Origin of the sequence: Streptomyces sp. 2114.4, from assembly GCF_900187385.1 — a bacterium.
In the GTDB taxonomy this organism is placed as follows: Bacteria; Actinomycetota; Actinomycetes; order Streptomycetales; family Streptomycetaceae; genus Streptomyces; species Streptomyces mooreae.
The window spans coordinates 6,031,091-6,052,426 of sequence record NZ_FYEY01000001.1 but is presented as its reverse complement, the minus strand read 5'-3'; the positions used below and the strand labels follow the sequence as shown (position 1 = coordinate 6,052,426).

Below are 21,336 nucleotides of genomic sequence, written 5' to 3'. Positions count from 1 at the left end.
GGGGCTGAAGGCTGCTGTCGGAGGGTGCGGTGGGCGGCTAGGGGGCGAGGGGGTTGGGCAGGGTGACGTAGACGGACTGGGTTTCGACCGGGCCGACGAGTTCGTCCAGGCCGTGCAGGCGGGTCGCCAGGTTGGCCTTGCAGCGCAGCGTGCGGGCGGCGAGCAGCTGTTCCGGGAGCGGCGAGCGGTGCGCGCGGGGGGCCGCGGCGGCATCGGCGAGGAACCGCCGGAAGGCGGCGAGCAGGATCTCCTCGCGGACCAGGCGCTGGGAGCCGAAGGCGCCGATCAGGCCGAGGACGTTGTTGATGCCGAGGTAGTAGGCGAAGCGTTCGTCGGTGACGTCGTCGGCGACGAAGCTGTCGCCGGCCACGCCGATACCGGGCAGCCGCCGCTCCAGCTCGGCGCGGCGCGAGGTGCGGAAGTAGTAGCCCTGGTTGTCGCGGTAGCGGCCGCCGACCGGCCAGCCGTCGGGGTCCAGCAGCACCACGGTGTTCTGCTGGTGGGCTTCGAGCACGATGCCGGCCGTGCCGTCGAGCCACAGCACGGGCCGTACGACTGCTTCCAGGTAGCGCAGGAACCACTCGGTGGCCACGGCTCCCAGGGGGCGGCCGGTGCGCGCGCTGAGCGTGCCGACGAGGTCTTCGAGCCGGGAGCGCACGCCCGAGCGGCCGGGCCAGGGCCGCGGGGAGGTGAGGCCGGCGATGCACACGGCGTCGTCGGTGGTGCTGAAGGGGTTGTGCCGGATGACGGCGTCGAGGCCCTGGACGGGTGCGCCCTCGAAGCCGTCGACGGCGAGGTAGGCCGGGTCGCGGACGATGTCGAAGCCGGGGTGGACGGTCTGCCACTGCTCGCCGAGGCCGGTGCGCAGCAGCCGGTGCACCTCGACGCCGCGGGCCAGTTCCTTGCGGAGGTTTTCCCGGCGGGAGTTGGTGATGCGCAGCCCGAGGGAGAGCTTCAGCATGGCGTTCGCCTCGGGGCGGTAGACCGTGCGGACGGAGGAGGTGGGGTGCCAGAGCGGGCCGTGGGCGCCGAGGTCGTACAGCAGGCCGGCCTCGCGGAGGGCGGCGATGTCGGGACGGTCGGCGAGCTCCCTGGCCTGCCAGGGGTGCACCGGCAGGGGCACGGTGTCGTCGGGGAGCCGGAGGCCGTCCCCGGCGAGGCCCCTGGCCAGCTGCTCGGCCGGTACGGGCTTGCCGCGTTCGGTCCAGGCGGAGTCGGTGGCCAGCACGGAGCGGTGCACGGCCGTCCAGTGGAGCGGGAAGGCGCCGCGGAGTTCGGGCGAATAGGCGCGGGTCTCGGCCTCCGAGAGCCCTTCGCGGCTCTTGGGGGTGGGGTGCAGCGGGTGGCCGAGGAGAAGGGACTGTTCGGCTTCGAGGAAGAGGGCGCCGTGGTCGTCGGCGGGCCGGGCACGCCGGTCGGTGAGGAAGAGGGCGACGTTGCGTACGGAGTTGGCGACCCGGCCGATGAGTTCGGCGCCGCCGCCGTCCGGTGCCGGCCGGCGCATACCGTCCGGGTCCGGCCGCTCGTCCGTGTCCGCCACCCGGTGCTCGCCGCCGTCGGAGGCCCGGCGGTCCCTGTATGCGGCCTCCCGGCGCAGCAGCGCGGCGAGGGTGACGGCGTCCAGCGGGGCGGCACCGGCCGGGGCGCCGTCGAGGGTGGGGGCGCCCAGGCGGTGCCAGCCCGTGGGCGACCAGTAGCGGACGGGAATGTGCAGGGCGCCCGCGGCGGCGCGCAGGGGGATCACCACCTCGCTCTCGGCGGGGTGATGAGGGGTGCCGCTCTCCCGGAGCCAGCAGCGCAGCAGGTGCTCGATGCCCGCGGCGTCGGCGGCGACCGCCGGGTCCGGGTGGTCGAGGGGGTCGTGGTCACCGGACACCCGCACGCGGTCGTAGGGGCCGGGGGCGGCCCGGTCCGGTGCCTCGTGGGTCTGCTGGTGGCAGGCGGTGTCGGGGGCGCGCCGTTGCTGGCGGGGTAGCGACTCGATGGTGCCCGCGCCCTGGTGGGCGGGGATGCGCTCGGCGGGCTGGCCGCCGTCGGGGCCGGGGCGTTCGTTCATGGGGAGGTGCCTCGCATTGTCGTGGGGGACGAGCCCGTCGGCCCGGGGGTGGTGCGGACCGCCGCCGTGAGGGCGTCGGCGAGGCGGTCGAGGATGGCGTCCGCCTGTTCGTCGGTGATGGTCAGGGGTGGCAGCAGCCGGACGACGGCGGACTGCCTGCCGCCCAGTTCGACAATCAGGCCGCGGTCCAGGCAGGCGTGCTGGACGGCCGCCGCGAGCTGCGGGTCGGCGGGGCGGGCGCCCGTGGCGTCGGCGTCGGCGGTGCGGTCGACGAGCTCGATGCCGAGCATCAGTCCGCGGCCGCGGACGTCGCCGATGCAGTCATGGGCGGCGGCGAGGGAGGTGAGGCGGTCGAGCATCCGGGCACCGAGCTCCGCGGCGCGCCGGTCGAGGCCGTTCGTGCGGACGTAGGCGAGGGTGGCGGCGCCGGCGGCCATGGCGAGCTGGTTGCCACGGAAGGTGCCGGCGTGCGCGCCGGGCTGCCAGGCGTCGAGTTCCTCGCGGTAGACGATCACGGCGAGCGGCAGGCTGCCGCCGATCGCCTTCGACAGCACGATCACATCGGGCACGATGCCGCTGTGGTCGACCGCCCAGAAGGCGCCGGTGCGGCCGACGCCGGTCTGGACCTCGTCCACGATCAGCGGGATCCGCCGGGCGGCGGTGATCTCCCGCATCCGCCGCAGCCAGCCGTCCGGCGCGGGGATCACGCCGCCCTCACCCTGGACGGGTTCCAGGATCATCCCGGCCGGCCGGGACACCCCGCTCTTGGGGTCGTCGAGCAGGCTCTGGGTCCAGCGCGCGGCGAGCTCGGCGCCGCGCTCGCCGCCGGCCTGGAAGGGACAGCGGTAGTCGTACGGGTAGGGCAGCCGGACCACGCTGGTGTGCTGCGCTCCCCCGGAAGCGGCGAGCGCTTGTGCGGTCATGCCGTGATAGGCACCGGAGAACGCCATCAGGCCGTCCCGGCCGGTCGCGGTGCGGACGAGTTTGAAGGCGGCCTCCACGGCGTCCGTGCCGGCCGGGCCGCAGAACTGGATGCGCCCCTTTTCGGCCAACTCCCCTGGCAGGGTGGCGAAGAGCTCGGTGGTGAAGGCGTCCTTGACGGGGGTGGCCAGGTCGAGGACGTGCAGCGGCGCGCCGGAGTCGAGGACCGTCCGGATCGCTTCGAGCACCACCGGGTGATTGTGGCCGAGCGCCAGTGTGCCGGCGCCGGAGAGGCAGTCGAGATAGCGCCTGCCGTCGGCGCCCTCGATGGTCAGTCCACGGGCGCGCACCGGGACGATGGGCAGCGAGCGCGCGTAGGTACGGGCGGCGGACTCGCGCAGGGACTGCCGCCGCAGGATCCCCTCATGGGCCGGCGGCGCCGCCGCCGGCACGGTTTCGGTCAACACCACGGCAGTTGTGTCCTCCTGCTGGTGAGCTGCGGAATGCCGCGCGGGCTGGGGGCAGCCCGGCCGTCCCCCGTACGTACCAACGACGGCGGCGACCCGGGATCACGGCTGTCGGCAAGATCCTTGATGGCGTGGAACCGGGGACCCGAGTACCGCCGTCCCCATCGTCACCGGCATAGTGGGGTGTTGCGCCGGGATCTTGAGGTTCATGACAAAGACCGGACCGGTGCCCACCGAACGAGCCACACCGGCTCAGTCCGAATTCATCAGGGGGAGCTCACCCATGCGATCCATACGTCGGCCAGTCCTGGCCGCCGCCGCCCTCACCGCTGTCGTGGCGCTCACCGCCACCGGCTGCGGGCCCGAGAGCGACAACGCGGACGCCAAGCCCGACCAGTCCGCGGCGCAGGACTCCACGGGCGGGGGTGACTTCAAGATTCCTCAGGACATCCAGGACAAGCTCAAGGAGCACGGCTTCGACCTGGACAAGTGGAAGAACGGCGAGTGGAAGAACTGGAACCGCGACAAGTGGCTCCGGGAGGCCGGGGAGTTCATCAACCCGATCATCAAGGACTTCTGGGACAAGGACAAGATCGACAAGGTCAAGCCGCCCCAGGACCCCAGCAAGCCCGAGGACATCTCGGAGGACCAGGGCAAGACCGACCCCGAGCCCGCCGCCGTTCCGGCCCAGGCCGTCAAGACCCCGTACACCTCGACCGCTCCCGGTGTGGGCCTGCTGCTGTTCAGCACCCCCGAGGGCGGGTCGCGCTGCTCGGCCACCGTGGTCAAGGACCCGGCGCACCCCGGTAAGTCCAACCTCGTGTGGACCGCGGCGCACTGTGTGCACGCCGGCAAGAACGGCGGCTGGTACCGCAACATGATGTTCGTGCCGAACTTCAACAGGACCGGCGGCAGCGCCGCGCAGTTGAAGGGCAAGCCCTACGAGGACCGCGTCCCGTCGGGCAAGTGGTGGGCGGACGACATGGCGACGTCGCAGCAGTGGATCAAGGCCGGCGGCGCCGTTCCGGGCGTGCCGATGGCTCCGTACGACTTCGCGCTGATGCATGTGAAGCCCGAGGAGAGCACGGGCGGCAAGTCGCTGGAGGAGGTCGCCGGCGGTGCGTACGCGGTGGACTTCAACGCACCCGCGATGGCCAAGATCCCGAGCCTGACCGCGCAGGGCTACCCCGCCGAGCCGCCGTTCGACGGTGCGGCGCAGCAGCAGTGCACCGACAAGCCGTCCCGTCTGTCGATGGACGCCCAGAAGCCGACCATGTACCGGATCGGCTGCACCATGACCGGCGGTTCCTCCGGCGGTCCCTGGTTCGCCAAGGGCAAGGACGGCAAGCCGGAGCTGATCTCCAACATGTCGATGGGGCCGCGACCGGCCCGCTGGTCCGCCGGTCCCCACCTGGGTCCCGAGGCCAAGAGCATCTTCGACGCCATGAGCAAGAAGTGGGCCACCAAGCAGTAGGCGGGTGAGGCGGGTGGTGCCGGGGACGGCGCCGCCCGCACCTCGCGCAGGAGCATGACGAAGGCCTGCCCCCGGTTTCCCCGGGGGCAGGCCTTCGTGCGTGGTGTGGCGCGCGGCCGCTACGCCGCGGGGACGAAGCGCTGGAGTTCGGCGGCCAGCTCCTCGTGGACCCGCGCCTTGAGGACGGTGCCCTCCGCGGTGTGTTCCTCGGAGATGACCTCGCCCTCGGCGTGCGCCCGCGAGACCAGGGCGCCGTGGGTGTACGGCACCAGCACCTCGATCTCGACGCGCGGCCGGGGAAGCTCCTCGTCCAGCAGGGCCAGCAGTTCGTCCAGGCCCTGGCCGGTCCGGGCCGAGACCGCGAGGGCGTGCTTCTCCCGGCGCAGCAGTCGCTGCAGCACCAGCGGGTCGGCCGCGTCGGCCTTGTTGACGACCACGATCTCGGGCACGTCCGTCGCGCCCACGTCGCGGATCACCTCGCGGACCGCGGCCAGCTGCTCCTCGGGCACCGGGTGCGAGCCGTCGACCACGTGCAGGATGAGGTCGGACTCGCCGACCTCCTCCATCGTGGAGCGGAACGCCTCCACGAGGTGGTGCGGCAGATGCCGGACGAAGCCGACGGTGTCGGCGAGGGTGTAGAGCCGCCCGCTGGGCGTCTCGGCCCGCCGGACGGTGGGGTCCAGGGTGGCGAACAGGGCGTTCTCCACCAGGACACCGGCGCCGGTGAGGCGGTTGAGCAGGGAGGACTTGCCGGCGTTGGTGTAGCCGGCGATGGCGACCGAGGGGACCTTGTGGCGCCGGCGTTCCTGGCGCTTGATGTCCCGGCCGGTCTTCATCTCCGCGATCTCCCGGCGCATCTTCGCCATCTTCTCGCGGATCCGCCGCCGGTCCGTCTCGATCTTGGTCTCACCGGGACCACGGGTGGCCATACCGCCGCCCGCCGAACCGGAGCCACCGCCACCCATCTGCCGGGACAGCGACTGGCCCCAGCCGCGGAGCCGGGGAAGCATGTACTGCATCTGCGCCAGCGAGACCTGCGCCTTGCCCTCCCGGGACTTGGCGTGCTGGGCGAAGATGTCGAGGATCAGGGCGGTCCGGTCGACCACCTTGACCTTGACGACGTCCTCGAGGTGGATCAGCTGGCCCGGGGAGAGCTCACCGTCACACACCACGGTGTCCGCCCCGGATTCCAGCACGATGTCGCGCAGCTCCAGCGCCTTGCCCGAGCCGATGTACGTGGCGGGATCGGGCTTGTCGCGGCGCTGGATGACGCCGTCGAGCACCATGGCGCCCGCGGTCTCGGCGAGGGCGGCGAGCTCGGCGAGGGAGTTCTCGGCCTCCTGGACCGTGCCCGAGGTCCAGACGCCGACGAGCACCACGCGCTCCAGGCGGAGCTGCCGGTACTCGACCTCGGTGACGTCCTCGAGCTCGGTGGAGAGACCCGCCACACGGCGTAGCGCGGCACGGGCCGAACGGTCGTACTGGTCGCCGTCACGCTCCCCGTCGATCTTGTGGCTCCAGGCGACGTCCTCTTCCATCAGGGCGTTGGCCCGAAGGCTCTCGGGGAGGCGCTGCCGGTCCTGCGGAAGGGAAGAAGAGGAGGTCATTTGATCCTTTGTGTCGTCGGTGAGCCCTCGCGGGGACCTGGTGTTCCCGCCGGGACTGTCGGTGGTGCGGCGACCGCCGCGGCGCTGCCGCGGCCGTCGCTGGTGACAACGTCCGAGCGGTCCCGGAGATTCCCGGGCCGGCCGGTGCCGTCCCGACGATGGTCCCACGCCACGGGAAGGCCGTCACACGGGTTTCCCGGGGTGTGCGGCGGCTGCCCTGGGCGCGGGGGTCTTGGCGGGCGCCCCGGTGGAGCCGGGGCCGGCGGCGGCCCCCTTGGGCCCGAGGCCGGCGCCCGCCCCCTTGGGATGCCCGACCTTTGCGACGGCCTTGGGGTGCCCGGGCTTGGCCGCGGCCCCCTTGCGCTGCCACTCCGGATGCCCCGGCATCGGCGGGGTCCGGTCGCCGTAGAGCCAGTCCTGGAAGAAGCCGGTGAGGTCCTGCCCGGCGACCTGGGAGGACAGCTGCACGAAGTCGGCGGTGTCCGCCACGCCGTCGCGGTGCCGCGCGACCCAGGTGCGCTCCAGGCGGTCGAAGGCGGCGGTGCCGATCTTCTGCCGCAGGGCGTACAGGACCAGCGCGCTGCCGTCGTAGACGACGGGGCGGAAGATGCCGATCTTCTGTCCCGGGCTCGGGGCCTTGGGCGCGGCGGGCGGCCCGCCCTCGGCGCGCCAGCCGTCGGACTCCTGGTACGCATGGCGCATACGGGCTTCCAGGGTGGCCAGGCCGTTGCTCCTCTCCTGGGCGTACAGGGCCTCGTACCAGGTGGCATGGGCCTCGTTGAGCCAGACGTCGGACCAGCGGCGCGGGCTGACGCTGTCGCCGAACCACTGGTGGGCCAGCTCGTGCAGCATCACCGACTCCACGTACCAGGCGGGCAGCCGGTCGGTGGTGAACATGGCCTTCTCGAAGAGCGAGAGGGTCTGGGTCTCCAGCTCGAAGCCGGTCCTGGCGCTGGCGATCAGCACCCCGTACGCCTCGAAGGGGAACGGGCCGACCTTGCGCTCCATCCAGGCGATCTGGGCCGGGGTCTTCGCCAGCCAGGGTGCCAGGGCCCGGCGGTGTGCGGTGGGCACCACATCGCGGACGGGCAGGCCGTGCGGTCCGTGCCGCAGCACCACGCTGGACTTCCCGATGGAGACCTGCGCCAGTTCGGTGGCCATGGGGTGGGTGGTGCGATAGGTCCAGGTGCGGCGCCCCGCGCGGGCACCGGGGCTCAGAGGCAGTCCGTTGGCGACGGCGGTCAGTTCCTGCGGCGCGGTGATGTGGAAGGTGAAGAGCGCCTTGTCGGAGGGGTGGTCGTTGCAGGGGAAGACGCGGTGCGCGGCGTCCGCCTGGTTGGCCATCGCCAGGCCGTCGGAGGTACGGAGCCAGCCGCCGTCCCCCTTGCCCCGGGGTTCGCTGGTGTGCTCGATGGAGATCTTCACCTCCTGGCCGCTCGAGATGTGGAAGGCGGGGGTGAGCACCAGGTCCTCGTCGTGCTGCTGGTGCGCGGCGGGCAGGCCGCCGATCTGCACGGAGCGTACGGTGCCGCGGGCGAAGTCGAGGTTGACGTGGTCGAGCTCGGTGGTGGCGCGGGCGGTGATCACGGTGGTGGCGTTCAGCGGCCGGTCGTTGTGGCCGGAGTAGTCCAGGGAGACGTCGTAGGAGGTGACGTCGTAGCCGGTGTTGCCGAGCAGGGGGAAGAGCCGGTCGCCGAGGCCCTGGGGCCCCAGGGACGACGGTTCGGCCGTGCCGAGGGTGGCGAGCGCGGCCAGTCCGAGGGCGGCGGCCCGGCGGCCGGTCCAACGGAGCCGCCCGCTCGGGTCGCGGGGCAGGGCGGGGACGGAGCGAACGGGGTCGCGTGAAGGGCGGCGCAGGGGAAGGGGCATGCACTACGGCTACCAACGCCGCCCCCTCCCCCGCGGGTGACGGGGCAAACGGCACCCGAACGGGCGGCGGATCGTGCGTCCGTCTTACGCCGCCGGACGGAGCGGCTTCCGACGGGCCGTCACCCTGTGGTCGTGTCGGCCCCGTTCAGGGACGCAGTGCCGCGGGGCGGGACCGGCCGGCCCGCAACACGTCGAATACTCCCGGCACTTGGCGCATGGCCCGCATCAGGGACGGCAGCCCGGCGGCGTTCGGCAGATGCAGGGTGTAGGTGTGACGGACCCGCTGTTCGCGCGGGGGTTCGACGGCGGCGGACACCACGGCGGCGCCCTGGGAGGCGATGGCTTCGGTGAGGTCGGCCAGGAGCTGCGGCCGGCTGAAGGCCTCGGCCAGGAGGGTGACCCGGCAGCCGTGGCCCCCCTGTCCCGCGCCCCGCCAGCGCACCCCGACCGGCTGCCGGCCGGTGGCCGCCATCCGCGCCACGGCGGGGCACAGGGCGCGGTGGACGGTGACCGTGCCGCCCCGTACGGCAAATCCGGTGACGGTGTCCGGCGGCACCGGGGTGCAGCAGCCCGCCAGGCGGACCGCGGCGCCCGGCAGATCCGCCACCACGAGGACCGACGCCGCGACCGGGGCCGCTCCGGGCCGGTCGTCGTCCGCGGCCCGGCGGTCGGCCGGGGGCGCCGCGACGGGCCCCTCACCGGCACCGGCCGGACGGGCCCCGGGCTCCTGCGGGCCGGCCAGCCAGCGGGCGATGGCGAGCCGGGCGGCGGGCGTACGGGCGTGGTCGAGCCATTCGGGCGAGGGGCCGGCCGCGGAGTCCGGGGCCATCAGCAGCTGCAGGCTGTCGCCGTCGTGCAGGACGGTGGAGAGGGTGGCGAGCCGTCCGTTGACGCGGGCGCCGATACAGCAGTGCGCCACCTCGCCGTGCCGTTCGTAGGCGGCGTCCACACAACTCGCCCCGGCGGGCAGACCGATGGCACCGCCCGGGAGAGCCGGCGAGCCGCCCGACGGGGCGTCGGTGCAGAAAACGGTGATCTCCCGGTCCTGGGCGAGGTCGTCGCGCAGCGAGGTCCAGAACGTGTCCGGGTCGGGGGTGATGCGCTGCCACTCCAGCAGCCGGGAGAGCCATCCGGGGCGGGTCGGGTCGGCCCGCTCGCCCTCGGGGGCGTCCACTCCGTCCGTGGGGGCGTACGGGTTGCCCAGGGCGATCACCCCGGCCTCGGCGACCCGGTGCATCTGGTGCGTACGGATCAGGGTCTCGGCGATCTCCCCGGAGGGGCCGGCGACCGCCGTGTGCAGCGACTGGTAGAGGTTGAACTTGGGGGCCGCGATGAAGTCCTTGAACTCGGAGACGACCGGGGTGAAGCAGGTGTGCAGCTCGCCGAGGACGGCATAGCAGTCGGCGTCCTCCGCCACCAGCACCAGCAGCCGCCCGAGGTCCGCGCCGGTCAGCTCGCGGCGGGCGAGGCGTACGCGGTGCACCGAGACGAAGTGCCGGGGCCTCACGAGGACTTCGGCGTCGATGCCCGCCTCGGCCAGGACGGTGCGCACCCGCTGCGCGAGTGCGGTGAGCGGGTCGGGCCGGGTGGCGTACTCCATGACCAGGGCCCGGGTGGTGGCGTACTCCTCGGGGTGCAGGATCGCGAAGACGAGGTCCTCCAGCTCGGCCTTGAGCGCCTGCACGCCGAGGCGTTCGGCGAGCGGGATCAGCACATCGCGGGTCACCTTGGCGATCCGGGCCTGCTTCTCGGGGCGCATCACGCCGAGGGTGCGCATGTTGTGCAGCCGGTCGGCGAGCTTGATGGACATCACCCGGACGTCGTTGCCGGTCGCCACCAGCATCTTGCGGAAGGTCTCCGGCTCGGCGGCCGCGCCGTAGTCGACCTTCTCCAGCTTGGTGACGCCGTCGACCAGGTAGCAGACCTCCGCGCCGAACCGCTCCCGCACCTGATCCAGCGTCACCTCCGTGTCCTCGACGGTGTCGTGGAGCAGGGAGGCGGTCAACGTCGTGGTTTCCGCGCCGAGTTCGGCGAGGATGAGGGTCACCGCGAGCGGATGGGTGATGTACGGCTCGCCGCTCTTGCGCAGTTGGCCGCGGTGCGAGGACTCGGCGAGCAGATAGGCCCGGGTGAGGGTGTCCAGGTCGGCGTCCGGGTGGTGCCCGCGGTGCACCTTGGCGACGTGCTCCAGGGCGTGCGGGAGGCCGTCGCGCGGGGCGGGTCCGAGCAGGGCGGCCCGGCCGATCCGGCGCAGATCTCTGAGCTCCAGCCGGCGGCGGCCGCGCTTGCGGCCCGCTGCTCCAGGGTTACCAGGGTTCGTGGCCTCTGCGCTCATGGGCACCTCCGGCAGCGTCGACCGGCGGTGGGACGCGTCAGTTGGGGCGTCCGGGCCGGTGCTTGATGCTATCGACCCCATCACGCAGCGCTGTCCGCCTCTCGCTCAGAGTGATACGGATCACCCGTTCGAGCGAACCTTTCGGTCGTAGCCGTTCCTCGTGAAAGGCCCGGGCCCGGGACGTCGCAGGGGTCGCGTCAGGCGAGCGCGGCGGTCAGCCAGGCGGGGTCGAAGGTGCCCTCGGCGACGATCTCGGCCGGCCCGGTCATCTCGACCGTGCCGTCGGGCAGCTCGGTGATGGACAGGCTGCCGCCGAGCACGTCCACCGTGTAGGTGGCGGGTGTGCCGGTCTCCGCGGGGGCCGGGCCGTCCCTGCGGGCGGTGGCGACGGCGACCGCACAGGCGCCGGTGCCGCAGGAGCGGGTCTCGCCCGAGCCGCGCTCGTGGACCCGCATCGCCACATGGTGCGGCCCGCGGTCGGCGACGAACTCGATGTTCACGCCGTCGGGATAAACCGACGCCGGGCTGAACGGCGGTACGGCCAGCAGGTCGCCGGCGTGGGCCAGGTCCTCGACGAAGACGACGGCGTGCGGATTGCCCATGCTCACGTTCCGGGCCGGCCAGCTCCGGCCGCCGACGGTGACGACGACGCTCTCCTCGAAGAGCTCGGCGCGGCCCATCGAGACCGTGACGTCGCCGGTCTTGGCGACGTGGACGCGGCGTACGCCGGCGCGGGTGGCGATGGCGAGGTCACCGGCCTCGACCAGGCCGGCGTGCAGCAGATAGCGCGCGAAGACGCGGACGCCGTTGCCGCACATCTCGGCGATCGAGCCGTCGCCGTTGCGGTAGTCCATGAACCACTCGGCCTCGTCGGCCTGGCCTTGCGCCTCCGGGTGCGCGGCGGACCGGACGACGCGCAGCACGCCGTCGCCGCCGAGTCCGGCCCGTCGGTCGCAGATCCTGGCGACGGCGGTCGCGGGCAGGTCGAGGCGGCCGTCCGGGTCCGGGACGATCACGAAGTCGTTCTCGGTACCGTGGCCCTTGAGGTAGGCGAGGCGCTGCGTACTGGTCACCCCTGCATCGTACGGGGCCACCGGGGGGTCGGCCTTACGGGGCCGGGTGCGCGCCCCTGCACGGCGCGCGGGCCGTCCCTGGAGACCCCGCCCCGGTTCAGCGCAGCCGGGCCACGCGCCAGATGGCCAGTGAGGCCGGGACCGCCACCACGAGGGCGTAGAGCAGCACCACGCGCCAGTCGGCGCGGCGGCCGGAACCGGGTACCGGGAGGCCGGGCCAGGTGTGGCCGACGCGGCGGGCGGCCATCATGCCCCAGCCGGCCGCGCAGCAGCACAGCAGCAGGCCGAGCATCGCGATCATCGCACCGCCGTCGCCGCCGAGCTCGAAGGCGAGGGGGAAGGCGAACATCAGCGAGCCGAGGACCGCGAGCGCGACGATCGGCGCCAGCTGCCACAGCCGCAGCCGGCGTGGCGGGCGCAGCTCCCGGAAGGACTCGCCGCCCTCGCCGGGGCCGTCGGCGCCGGAGTCCGGGGCGTCGGAGTCGTCCAGGGTGCCCGGGTCGGGTGCGGCACCGGGCAGGCCGTCCTCGGCGTCCGGACCGTCGTCGGTCAGGGGTGCCGGGTCGGTGCCGCCGTCCGGTTGCTGCGCTCGGTTGCGAGGGCCGGCCTCCATTGCCACGCGCCCTCCCCACTGCAGACTGCACGCCTCGATCGAAGGTCGATGATGACACGCCCTCAGGGGCCCGGATGACGGCCGGAGCGTCCCGATGCCATGACGTGATCAGGCTGTGACCGGTCGTTCGAGCAACGCCAGGGCCTGCCCGGGAAGTTCCGCGCGGTGCTCGGCGGCGCCGCTGAGCCAGTGGACCCGCGGGTCCCGGCGGAACCACGAGTCCTGGCGGCGCGCGAAGCGCTTGGTGGCGCGCACCGTCTCGTCGCGCGCCTCCTGCTCGGTGCACTCCCCCGCGAGCTGGGCCAGCACCTGCTGATAGCCGAGCGCCCGCGAGGCCGTACGGCCCTCCCGCAGCCCCTGGCCCTCCAGCCGGCGCACCTCGTCGACCAGGCCCGCCTCCCACATGCGGTCGACCCGGCGGGCGATCCGTTCGTCGAGCTCGGGGCGCGCGACGTCGACACCGATCTGCAGGGTGTCGTAGACCGCTTCGTGGCCGGGAAGGTTCGCGGTGAAGGGGCGGCCGGTGATCTCGATGACCTCCAGGGCACGCACGATGCGACGGCCGTTGCTCGCCAGGATCGCGCGGCCCGCCTCGGGGTCGGCGGCGGCGAGCCGGGCGTGGAGGGGGCCGCTGCCCCGTGCGGCCAGTTCGGCCTCCAGGCGGGCGCGCACGTCCGGGTCGGTGCCGGGGAAGTCCAGGGCGTCGATCGCACCGCGCACATACAGGCCGGAGCCGCCGACGAGGACCGGGGTGCGGCCCTCGGCGAGCAGCCGGTCGATCTCGGCGCGGGCCAGCCGCTGGTACTCGGCGACGCTGGCGGCGCAGGTCACGTCCCAGATGTCCAGGAGGCGGTGCGGGACACCCTGCTGCTCCTCGGGCGTGAGTTTGGCGGTGCCGATGTCCATGCCGCGGTAGAGCTGCATGGAGTCGGCATTGATGACCTCGCCCCCCACGTGCTGTGCGAGCGCGACGCCCAGATCGGACTTTCCGGCCGCGGTGGGACCGACGACGGCGATGACCCGCGGAGCGGGAACGACGGTGTTCACCCCGCCAGTCTCGCAAACATCGCACCCCCGTCCCGAACGAGCGACGTGACGGGCAACCGATGGGGTCGTTGCCTGTTGCGAGGTCCCGAGTGGCCGGTGCGCCTCACCGGCGCCCGCGGGCGGCGCAAGGGACCGTTCCCCAGCGGCACGCGATGTCGCCATCTGAAGAGCGTAGGAGCAGTTATGGGCGTGTTTTCGCGGTTTCGCCGCCGTAAGTCCGAAGCGTCGACGGAGGAGCCCGCCGCCGCGGCGGTGACGGCCGGGGCGGAGGTGGAGGAGCCGGCGGAGAAGCCGGCGGAGCCGGTCGTTCCGGCGGCCGCGGAGGCTGCCGGTGCCGCCGGGGAGGCCGCAGCCTCCCGCGCGGAGGACTCCCGCGCGGACGAGGGCGCCGCCGGCGACGCCGCGGCACCCGGATCGACGGCCACGGAAGCGTCCGGAGGGGCTGCGGCCGGAACGGCAGCCGACGAGGGGCCGCAGGCGGAGAAGGCCGGGGAGAAGGCCGGGGAGAGCGCCGGAATCCCCCGGCAGCAGTCGGCCGAGGCCGCCGCGGACAGCGAGAGCGCACGGCAGTAGTAGCCCGCCGTGCGCACCGTGCTCTCCGTACGGGGCTCGACGGCCGCGGGGCGAAGCGCCTCGCGGCCGTCGCCGTACCCGCCGTCGGTGCCGCGCTACGACCAGGACGCCACGAAGTAGCCCACGCCATACGGGGCCTGGTCGCCCAGCAGCCGGCCGCTCAGACCGGCGTCCTCGGCCGCGCCCGCCAGCACCTGCCAGCAGGCCCGTCCGGACGCCTGGAGGGCGGCGGCCGACTCCTCGTCCAGGGCGGCCAGCGCCTCGGTGTCGGCGGTGCCCAGGGCGCGGGCCGCGGCGGCGTCGAAGGCCTCGGCCCGCTCGTCGAAGTAGCCGGGCGCCTTCACCGTCCGGCAGGCGCTGCCGTCACCCATCACCAGCAGTGCCACCCGGGGCGCGGAGGCCGCGATCTCCCGGCCCGCCGACAGCGCACGGTCGCGGGGCAGCGACGTGGCCACCCCCAGCCCCTCCACGGCAGCTTCGGCCCGGTCCGTACGCGACAGCAGCCAGGCGCCGACCGCCAGCGACGGCGGGAGTTCGCGCTCCGGCACGGTCTCCGCGGCGCCCAGCCGCACCTCCAGATCCACCCCGAAGCCGCGGAAGGAGCCGGAGGCGCCCTGCGGATACGGGCCCCGGCCGGCCTCGTCGGACGGGCCGAGGACGACCAGTCGGTCGGGGCGGGCCGCGGCGAGCACGCCGATTGCGTCCAGGCAGGCGGCGCGCAGCGCATCGAGTTCGGGCGCCGCCCCGGCGGCCACCTCCGGGACGAGGAGCGGCGGGCAGGGGCAGACAGCGGCGGCTACGAGCATGCCACGCAGCGTAACGCCCCTGCTGCGGGCCGGTCATGGCGCCCTGCAGGGCGCCGTGCACGACGGCCGGTACGAGGCCGGGCGGTCGCGGCCGGTCAGTCGCAGCCGCAGCCGGCGGCCGGCGCCGGGCTCGGCGCCGGGGCACCGATGGTGGGCAGGCCCAGCAGCACGCCCTGGGGCTTCTGCGCCGGGGCGGCGTTGCGCTTCTCCCAGGCGTCACCGGCGCGGGTACGGCGGACCGCCTTGGCCGGGCCCTCCGCCAGGAGGTGGTGCGGGGCGGCGTAGGTGACCTCGACGGTCACCGTGTCGCCGGGGCGGACCGGCTCGTCGGGGCGGGTGAAGTGCACCAGACGGTTGTCGGGGGCGCGGCCGGACAGCCGGTGGGTCGCCTCGTCCTTGCGGCCCTCGCCCTCGGCGACCAGGACCTCCAGGGTCCGGCCGACCTGCTTCTTGTTCTCCTCCCAGGAGATCTCCTCCTGCAGGGCGACCAGGCGCTCGTAGCGCTCCTGGACCACGGCCTTGGGGATCTGCCCCTCCATGTCGGCCGCCGGGGTACCGGGGCGCTTGGAGTACTGGAAGGTGAAGGCCTGGGCGAAACGGGACTCGCGGACCGTGTGCAGGGTCTGCTCGAAGTCCTCCTCGGTCTCGCCGGGGAAGCCGACGATGATGTCCGTGGAAATGGCGGCGTCCGGCATGGCGGCGCGCACCTTCTCGATGATGCCGAGGTAGCGCTCCTGGCGGTACGAGCGGCGCATCGCCTTGAGCACGGTGTCCGAGCCGGACTGCAGCGGCATGTGGAGCTGCGGCATGACATTGGGCGTCTCGGCCATGGCGGCGATGACGTCGTCGGTGAAGTCGCGGGGGTGCGGGGAGGTGAAGCGCACCCGCTCCAGGCCCTCGATCCGCCCGCAGGCGCGCAGCAGCTTGCTGAAGGCCTCGCGGTCGCCGATGTCGGAGCCGTAGGCGTTGACGTTCTGGCCGAGCAGGGTGATCTCGCTGACGCCCTCGGCGACCAGTGCTTCGATCTCGGCGAGGATGTCGCCGGGCCGGCGGTCCTTCTCCTTGCCGCGCAGCGCCGGGACGATACAGAACGTGCAGGTGTTGTTGCAGCCCACCGAGATCGAGACCCAGGCCGCGTACGCGCTCTCGCGCCGGGTGGGCAGGGTCGAGGGGAACGCCTCCAGCGATTCGGCGATCTCGACCTGCGCCTCTTCCTGGATGCGGGCGCGCTCCAGCAGCACCGGCAGCTTTCCGATGTTGTGCGTCCCGAAGACCACATCGACCCAGGGGGCCTTCTTGACGATGGTGTCGCGGTCCTTCTGGGCCAGGCAGCCGCCCACGGCGATCTGCATACCGGGGCGCGCGGCCTTCTTCGGGGCGAGTTGGCCGAGGTTGCCGTAGAGCCGGTTGTCGGCGTTCTCCCGCACGGCGCAGGTGTTGAAGACCACCACGTCGGCGCCGTCGCCGTCCTTGGGCGCGGGGACGTATCCGGCCTCTTCCAGCAGGCCCGACAACCGCTCGGAGTCGTGGACGTTCATCTGGCACCCGTAGGTGCGGATCTCGTAACTCTTGTTCACGCCCACTGCCTGGCTCCGGTCGCTGCTGGTCATGCAACAAGGGTAGGCGGTACGGGAAGTACCTCCCGCCGCGGAGTCTTCGGGCCGGATCCGGCCGCCCCGGGTGTGCCGCGCCGCGCGCGGCCCGCTTCACAGGGCCAGCACGATGGCGGCGCCGACACCGCCCGCCACCAGCGCGAAGGCCGCACTGCCCAGGCCGCCGTGTCCCCAGCGGAAGGGGCGGTCGAGCGCGAAGCGGCCGGGTCCGGTGGCCGCGACGGCCAGCGCGACGACGGCGATGGTCAGGGGATATTCGATACCGCCGGTCGTCGACCAGAGGCCGTGGGGCGCCGAGACGGCCATGGCGTTGATCATCACGCCGATGAGTGCGGCGGCCGCGAGGGGCGTGAGCAGCCCCACGGCGAGGCCGAGGCCGCCGAGGAATTCCGAGACTCCGGCGAGGCAGGCGAAGAATTCGCCGGGGCGGTAGCCGAGGGCGGCGAACCCCTTGCCGGTGGCGGCGAGGCCGTGGCCGCCGAAGATCCCGAAGAGTTTCTGGGCGCCGTGTCCGGCCAGGATCAGGCCCACGGTCAGGCGCAGGAGGAGCAGGCCGAGGTCGGCGGCGAGCGGCGGTGAGCGGAGCGTGCCGGGCCGGACGTGGTCATCCGTCCGCGGCTCGGTATGCGGTTTCAGCGGTTTCACGGTGACTCGCTTCCCGCACCGGCGCGTCATGGCCGCGGTGTCGGACACCGGCGCCGGTGCGCTCAGGGTGGAGGGGATCGAGTGGGTGCGCGCCGGTCGGCGCGCGGTGGGGGACGTGCCGGGTCCCCGCTACGTCGAGAGGTCGGGAGGATGAAACCTCCACCATCGATCGTGCTACGCGAAGCGCTGTCTGCAAAGGGCGGTCGCGCACCGGGGCGCCTCCGGCTCCCGTGCCTCCCGTCAGGAGGTCCTGCCCCTCCCTTTCCGGCCGCGGTACTGGCAGGATCCCGCCCATGGTCACAGCTTTCTCCCGCACCGGCCGCCGGGCCTTCCAGGCGGCGGTCGCGGCACTGGTCGCCCTCGGACTGGCGCTGTGGTGGCTGCTGGCGATGGGCGGTGAGCCCACTCCCCGTGGGTCGCTGACGCTGGCGACGGGCGTGCCGACCGGCGTGTACGCACGGTACGGGGAGCTGCTGAAGCAGGATCTGGCCCACGACCTGCCGGACGTCGATCTGCGGCTGGCCCGTACCGAGGGCTCCATCGACAATCTGCGGCAGCTGGTCTCCGGGCGCGCGGACTTCGCCATCGCGACGGCCGACGCGGTCGCCACCTACGAGGTCAGGGGCGAGCCGGGTGCGGGCCGGCTGCGGGCCTGCGCCCGGCTGTACGACGACTACATGCAGTTGGTGGTGCCGAAGAAGTCCGCGGTGCGCTCGACGAAGGATCTGCGGGGGCTGCGGGTGGGGGTGGGGACCGACGACTCCGGGGTCCAGCTGGTGACCCGGCGGCTGGTGGAGGCGGCCGGGCTGGACTTCCACGAGGACATCGAGCCGGTGCGGGTCGGCATCGACCAGATGCCCAAGCTGCTGGAGCAGCACAAGCTGGATGCCTTCTTCTGGTCCGGCGGACTGCCGACGACGGCCGTGCAGCGCCTGGCACAGCGCTTCCCGGTGCGGCTGGTCCAGCTCGGTGATCTCAGCCCGGCGCTGCACCGGCAGGGTGAGCGGACCCGCTACTACCGGGCGGCGGTGCTGCCCGCCGATGCCTATCCCCTGGCCCAGGACGGGCAGGCGGTGAAGACGATCGCGGTGGCGAATCTGCTGGTCACGACCGACCGGGAGGATCCGGTGATGGCCCAGGGCATCACCCGTACGGTCATCGGCAGCCGGGACTCGATCGGGCGCCAGGTCCATGCCGCGCAGAAGGTGGATCTGCGGACGGCGGTGTTCACCGATCCGCTGGAGCTCCACGAGGGCGCCCGGCGCTATTACCTGTCCCAGAAGCCGTGAGCCGGAAGCGCCGAGCGGAAGCACGGGGCCGGGGGCACTGGGCCGGGGCCACTGGGCCGGAAGCACGGGGCCGGACGCGCCGGGCTCACCGCGTCCGCGAACGGGCCGGGGCCCGCACCGGGCGGACCGGTGCGGGCCCCGGCCACGGGACGCGGGAGCGTCAGGCGGCGGCGATGTTCTCCGCCTGCGGGCCCTTCGGGCCCTGGGTCACGTCGAAGGTGACCTTCTGGCCCTCGAGGAGCTCACGGAAGCCCTGCGCGTTGATGTTCGAGTAGTGGGCGAAGACGTCGGGGCCGCCGCCGTCCTGCTCGATGAAGCCGAAGCCCTTTTCCGAGTTGAACCACTTGACGGTGCCGGAAGCCATGTTTTTCTCCTTCATGGGGCAAGCCGGAGACCACACTGCGCGGCCTCCTTGTCGCCGAGATGATTGCCCCACACCGGCACAGGTCCGGAAACAAGGAACGCCCGGGGCATCCAGCCTCCGGGCGCGCACAAAGTTCATCATGGGTACCACAACTGCAACGCCGTTCACGGTAGCACAGGTGCCGGACAGGCCCGGGGACCGCGCCCGCCGCCCGCAGGCCGTGCCCGCCGCCCGGTAGGTCGTGCCCGCCGCCCCGCAGGCCGTGCCCGCCGGCGCGCGTCCCGTACGCGCCGGCCCGTCACGGGCCCCCTCACGGAGCGGTGCGCGGCACGGTGACCGTGACCTTCAGCCCGTGCGGCGGGTGCGGGGCGTAGGCGATGGTGGCGCCGCCCGCGGTGAGCAGGGCGCGGGTGATCGAGAGGCCGAGCCCGGAGCCGGAGACGTTCTGGTGGCGGCCGCTGCGCCAGAAGCGGTCACCGATCCGGGCCAGCTCGTCATCGGTCAGGCCGGGGCCGCGGTCGGCGACGGTGACATGGACGCGCTCGCCCGCCGCCGCGACGCCGACGGTGACCGGCCGGCCTTCCGGGGTGAACTTCAGGGCGTTGTCGACGACGGCGTCCAGTGCGCTGGACAGCGCGACCGGGTCGGCCCAGCCGGTGACGGCGCGCTGGCCTTCGTAGGTGAGGAGGACGCCCTTGTCGTCGGCCAGCGGGCGCCAGGAGTCGACGCGTTCGGCGGCCAGCGCCGCGACATCGGTGAGCTGGAGGTCGGCGGCGGTGTGTTCGGCCAGCGCGAGGTCGAGCAGATCGTCCAGGACGCGGGCCAGCCGCTTGCCCTCGGTGCGGACCGAGGCGATCTCCGCATTGCCGTCGGGGAGTTCGAGGGCCAGCAGCTCGATGCGCAGCAGCAGCGCGGACAGCGGGTTGCGCAGTTGGTGGGAGGCGTCGGCGACGAAGGCGCGCTGCTGCTCCAGGACGTCCTCGACGTGGTCGGCCATCTCGTTGAACGAGCGGGCCAGCCGGCGCAGTTCGGGCGGTCCTGCGGTGGCCGCCACGCGGGCGTTCATCCGGCCGGTGGCGATGTCGTGGCTGGCGGTGTCCAGGACGCGTACCGGCCGCAGCACCCAGCCGGTGAGGCGGAAGGCCGCGGCGACGGCGACGAGCATGGCCGCGCACTCCCCGGCCGCGATCAGCAGCCAGCTGCGCAGGACGCCGGCGCGCAGGTGGCCGGTGGGCGAGTCGGTCATCACGACGGCGACCACATCGCCGTCGCGGATCACCGGTGAGGCGACCGGGATGCGTCCGGTGTCGTCCCAGGGCCAGATCTGGTGCGGATCATGGCTGCGACGGCCGGCCAGCGCCTCGCGGAAGGCCTGGGCGCCCTCGCCGTCGCGGGGCACCGGCATACCGGCCGGAGCGGCGGCCATCGGAGTGTGATCGCGGTAGAAGACGCCGGCCCGGATCCCGTAGAGGCCGTAGTAGCGCGCGAGCTCGGTACGGAGGGTGGCCAGCCGCTCGTCCTCCTCCGGAGTCTTGCTGTCGGTGTCCGTGGCGGGGCGGGCGGTGACGAACTGGGCGAGGGAGGCGAAGCGCGCGGCGTCGTCGATCCGGTCGACGACCACCCGCTGCTGCTCCACACCGGCCGTGATGACGCCCAGCGGGATGCCCAGCGCGAGCAGCACACCGGCCATGAGGACGATGAGGAGAGGCAGGAGTCGGGTGCGCACCTGGCAGCGGCGGCCTTCAGGAGGCCGGGGAGGCGGGCAGCCGCCGCCCCGCACCGGCGGCCGGGACGACCAGGCGGTAGCCGACGCCGCGCACCGTCTCGATCAGGGCGGGCATCCGCAACTTGGCGCGGAGTGAGGCGATATGGACCTCCAGGGTCCGGCCGGTGCCCTCCCAGCTCGTGCGCCACACCTCGCTGATGATCTGTTCCCGGCGGAAGACCACACCGGGCCGCTGGGCGAGCAGCGCCAGCAGGTCGAACTCCTTGCGGGTGAGCGGGACCGCGGCGCCGTCCACGGACACCTGGCGGGTGGGGAGTTCGACGGTGACCGCGCCCAGATACAGCGCCTCGCCGGGGACGCCCTCGTCGGCGGGCTGCTCGGGGCCGCCGGGTGCGTTGCGCCGGCTCACCGCATGGATACGGGCCAGCAGCTCACCGGTGTCGTACGGCTTGACGACATAGTCGTCGGCGCCGAGGTTGAGGCCGTGGATGCGGGAGCGCACATCGGAGCGCGCGGTGACCATGATGACGGGGGTGGCGCAGATCTTGCGGATCCGGCCGCACACCTCGAAGCCGTCCTGGTCGGGCAGCCCGAGGTCGAGCAGCACCACCGCGAACGGCTCCGCATGGGCGGGCAGCAGGGCCTTGAGCGCCTCCTCGCCGTTGCGTGCGTGGACGACGGACAGGCCGTGCTTGGCCAGCACCGCGGACAGGGCCGCGGCGACATGATCGTCGTCCTCGACGAGCAGCAGTCTCATGTGGGCCTCCTCCCGGGGTGCGTGTGTACGGGCCACAGGGCATCTACGGCGATACGAGGCAGGCGCGTCAAGAGCAGGCCACCTCCTGGCCGCCATCCGTT

The 21,336-nt window shown here is 73.2% G+C and carries 17 protein-coding genes; 3 read left to right on the top strand and 14 right to left on the bottom strand.

The annotated features are described in order from the left end of the window. Window positions 1–37: 37 nt before the first annotated feature. A complete protein-coding gene (locus CFW40_RS26700; protein WP_107440556.1) occupies window positions 38–2,056 on the bottom strand; it encodes an IucA/IucC family siderophore biosynthesis protein in 2,019 nt (672 codons plus the stop codon). Further along, on the bottom strand, window positions 2,053–3,447 hold the full coding sequence (locus tag CFW40_RS26695; RefSeq protein ID WP_088800411.1) for a diaminobutyrate--2-oxoglutarate transaminase family protein: 1,395 nt from the start codon (window positions 3,445–3,447) through the stop codon (window positions 2,053–2,055). The genes CFW40_RS26700 and CFW40_RS26695 overlap by 4 nt, the downstream gene beginning before the upstream one ends. Window positions 3,448–3,727: 280 nt before the next feature. On the opposite strand from CFW40_RS26695, the gene CFW40_RS26690 reads away from it, so the two are divergent. Beyond that, the gene (locus CFW40_RS26690; protein WP_088800410.1) at window positions 3,728–4,918 is read left to right on the top strand and encodes a serine protease; all 1,191 of its coding nucleotides are present in this window, start codon (window positions 3,728–3,730) and stop codon (window positions 4,916–4,918) included. Between the two features lie 119 nt (window positions 4,919–5,037). Here CFW40_RS26690 and hflX read toward each other — a convergent pair whose 3' ends face one another. The 6 genes from hflX to miaA all read right to left on the bottom strand — a co-directional run bounded on the left by hflX (window position 5,038) and on the right by miaA (window position 13,462). Beyond that, window positions 5,038–6,525 (bottom strand): GTPase HflX, encoded by a 1,488-nt coding sequence (gene hflX, locus CFW40_RS26685; protein WP_088800409.1) that lies wholly within the window; start codon window positions 6,523–6,525, stop codon window positions 5,038–5,040. Between the two features lie 183 nt (window positions 6,526–6,708). Beyond that, complete coding sequence (locus CFW40_RS26680) at window positions 6,709–8,394, bottom strand: M1 family metallopeptidase (RefSeq protein ID WP_088800408.1); 1,686 nt, start codon at window positions 8,392–8,394, stop codon at window positions 6,709–6,711. A gap of 145 nt (window positions 8,395–8,539) precedes the next feature. Next, entirely contained in the window at window positions 8,540–10,729 is a 2,190-nt protein-coding gene (locus CFW40_RS26675) for a bifunctional (p)ppGpp synthetase/guanosine-3',5'-bis(diphosphate) 3'-pyrophosphohydrolase (RefSeq protein WP_088800407.1), read from the bottom strand. A gap of 197 nt (window positions 10,730–10,926) precedes the next feature. Continuing rightward, on the bottom strand, window positions 10,927–11,802 hold the full coding sequence (dapF, locus tag CFW40_RS26670) for a diaminopimelate epimerase (RefSeq protein WP_088800406.1): 876 nt from the start codon (window positions 11,800–11,802) through the stop codon (window positions 10,927–10,929). Window positions 11,803–11,899: 97 nt separating this feature from the next. Beyond that, complete coding sequence (locus tag CFW40_RS26665; RefSeq protein WP_088800405.1) at window positions 11,900–12,415, bottom strand: hypothetical protein; 516 nt, start codon at window positions 12,413–12,415, stop codon at window positions 11,900–11,902. A 108-nt stretch (window positions 12,416–12,523) separates the two neighbouring features. Further along, window positions 12,524–13,462 (bottom strand): tRNA (adenosine(37)-N6)-dimethylallyltransferase MiaA, encoded by a 939-nt coding sequence (gene miaA, locus CFW40_RS26660; RefSeq protein WP_088800404.1) that lies wholly within the window; start codon window positions 13,460–13,462, stop codon window positions 12,524–12,526. A 183-nt stretch (window positions 13,463–13,645) separates the two neighbouring features. Between miaA and CFW40_RS26655 the strand changes: the two genes are divergently transcribed. Next, window positions 13,646–14,035, top strand: coding sequence for a hypothetical protein (locus CFW40_RS26655; RefSeq protein ID WP_088800403.1), 390 nt, complete (start codon window positions 13,646–13,648; stop codon window positions 14,033–14,035). Window positions 14,036–14,130: 95 nt separating this feature from the next. Here the strand turns inward: CFW40_RS26655 and CFW40_RS26650 are convergent, their stop codons facing one another. The 3 genes from CFW40_RS26650 to CFW40_RS26640 form a co-directional block, all read right to left on the bottom strand. Then, on the bottom strand, window positions 14,131–14,841 hold the full coding sequence (locus tag CFW40_RS26650) for a class III extradiol dioxygenase subunit B-like domain-containing protein (RefSeq protein ID WP_088800402.1): 711 nt from the start codon (window positions 14,839–14,841) through the stop codon (window positions 14,131–14,133). 95 nt (window positions 14,842–14,936) lie between these two features. Continuing rightward, window positions 14,937–16,451: a tRNA (N6-isopentenyl adenosine(37)-C2)-methylthiotransferase MiaB gene (gene miaB, locus CFW40_RS26645; protein WP_088800401.1), complete on the bottom strand. Its 1,515-nt coding sequence runs from the start codon at window positions 16,449–16,451 to the stop codon at window positions 14,937–14,939. A 96-nt stretch (window positions 16,452–16,547) separates the two neighbouring features. After that, window positions 16,548–17,090 (bottom strand): DoxX family protein, encoded by a 543-nt coding sequence (locus CFW40_RS26640; protein WP_256331728.1) that lies wholly within the window; start codon window positions 17,088–17,090, stop codon window positions 16,548–16,550. 302 nt (window positions 17,091–17,392) lie between these two features. Between CFW40_RS26640 and CFW40_RS26635 the strand changes: the two genes are divergently transcribed. Continuing rightward, the gene (locus CFW40_RS26635; protein ID WP_088800400.1) at window positions 17,393–18,388 is read left to right on the top strand and encodes a TAXI family TRAP transporter solute-binding subunit; all 996 of its coding nucleotides are present in this window, start codon (window positions 17,393–17,395) and stop codon (window positions 18,386–18,388) included. A gap of 160 nt (window positions 18,389–18,548) precedes the next feature. On the opposite strand, the gene CFW40_RS26630 is transcribed toward CFW40_RS26635, so the two are convergent. The 3 genes from CFW40_RS26630 to CFW40_RS26620 form a co-directional block, all read right to left on the bottom strand. Continuing rightward, window positions 18,549–18,752 (bottom strand): cold-shock protein, encoded by a 204-nt coding sequence (locus tag CFW40_RS26630; RefSeq protein WP_042160117.1) that lies wholly within the window; start codon window positions 18,750–18,752, stop codon window positions 18,549–18,551. A 310-nt stretch (window positions 18,753–19,062) separates the two neighbouring features. Beyond that, window positions 19,063–20,478 (bottom strand): HAMP domain-containing sensor histidine kinase, encoded by a 1,416-nt coding sequence (locus CFW40_RS26625; RefSeq protein WP_088800399.1) that lies wholly within the window; start codon window positions 20,476–20,478, stop codon window positions 19,063–19,065. Between the two features lie 16 nt (window positions 20,479–20,494). Further along, window positions 20,495–21,235 (bottom strand): response regulator transcription factor, encoded by a 741-nt coding sequence (locus CFW40_RS26620; protein WP_088800398.1) that lies wholly within the window; start codon window positions 21,233–21,235, stop codon window positions 20,495–20,497. Window positions 21,236–21,336 lie beyond the last annotated feature (101 nt).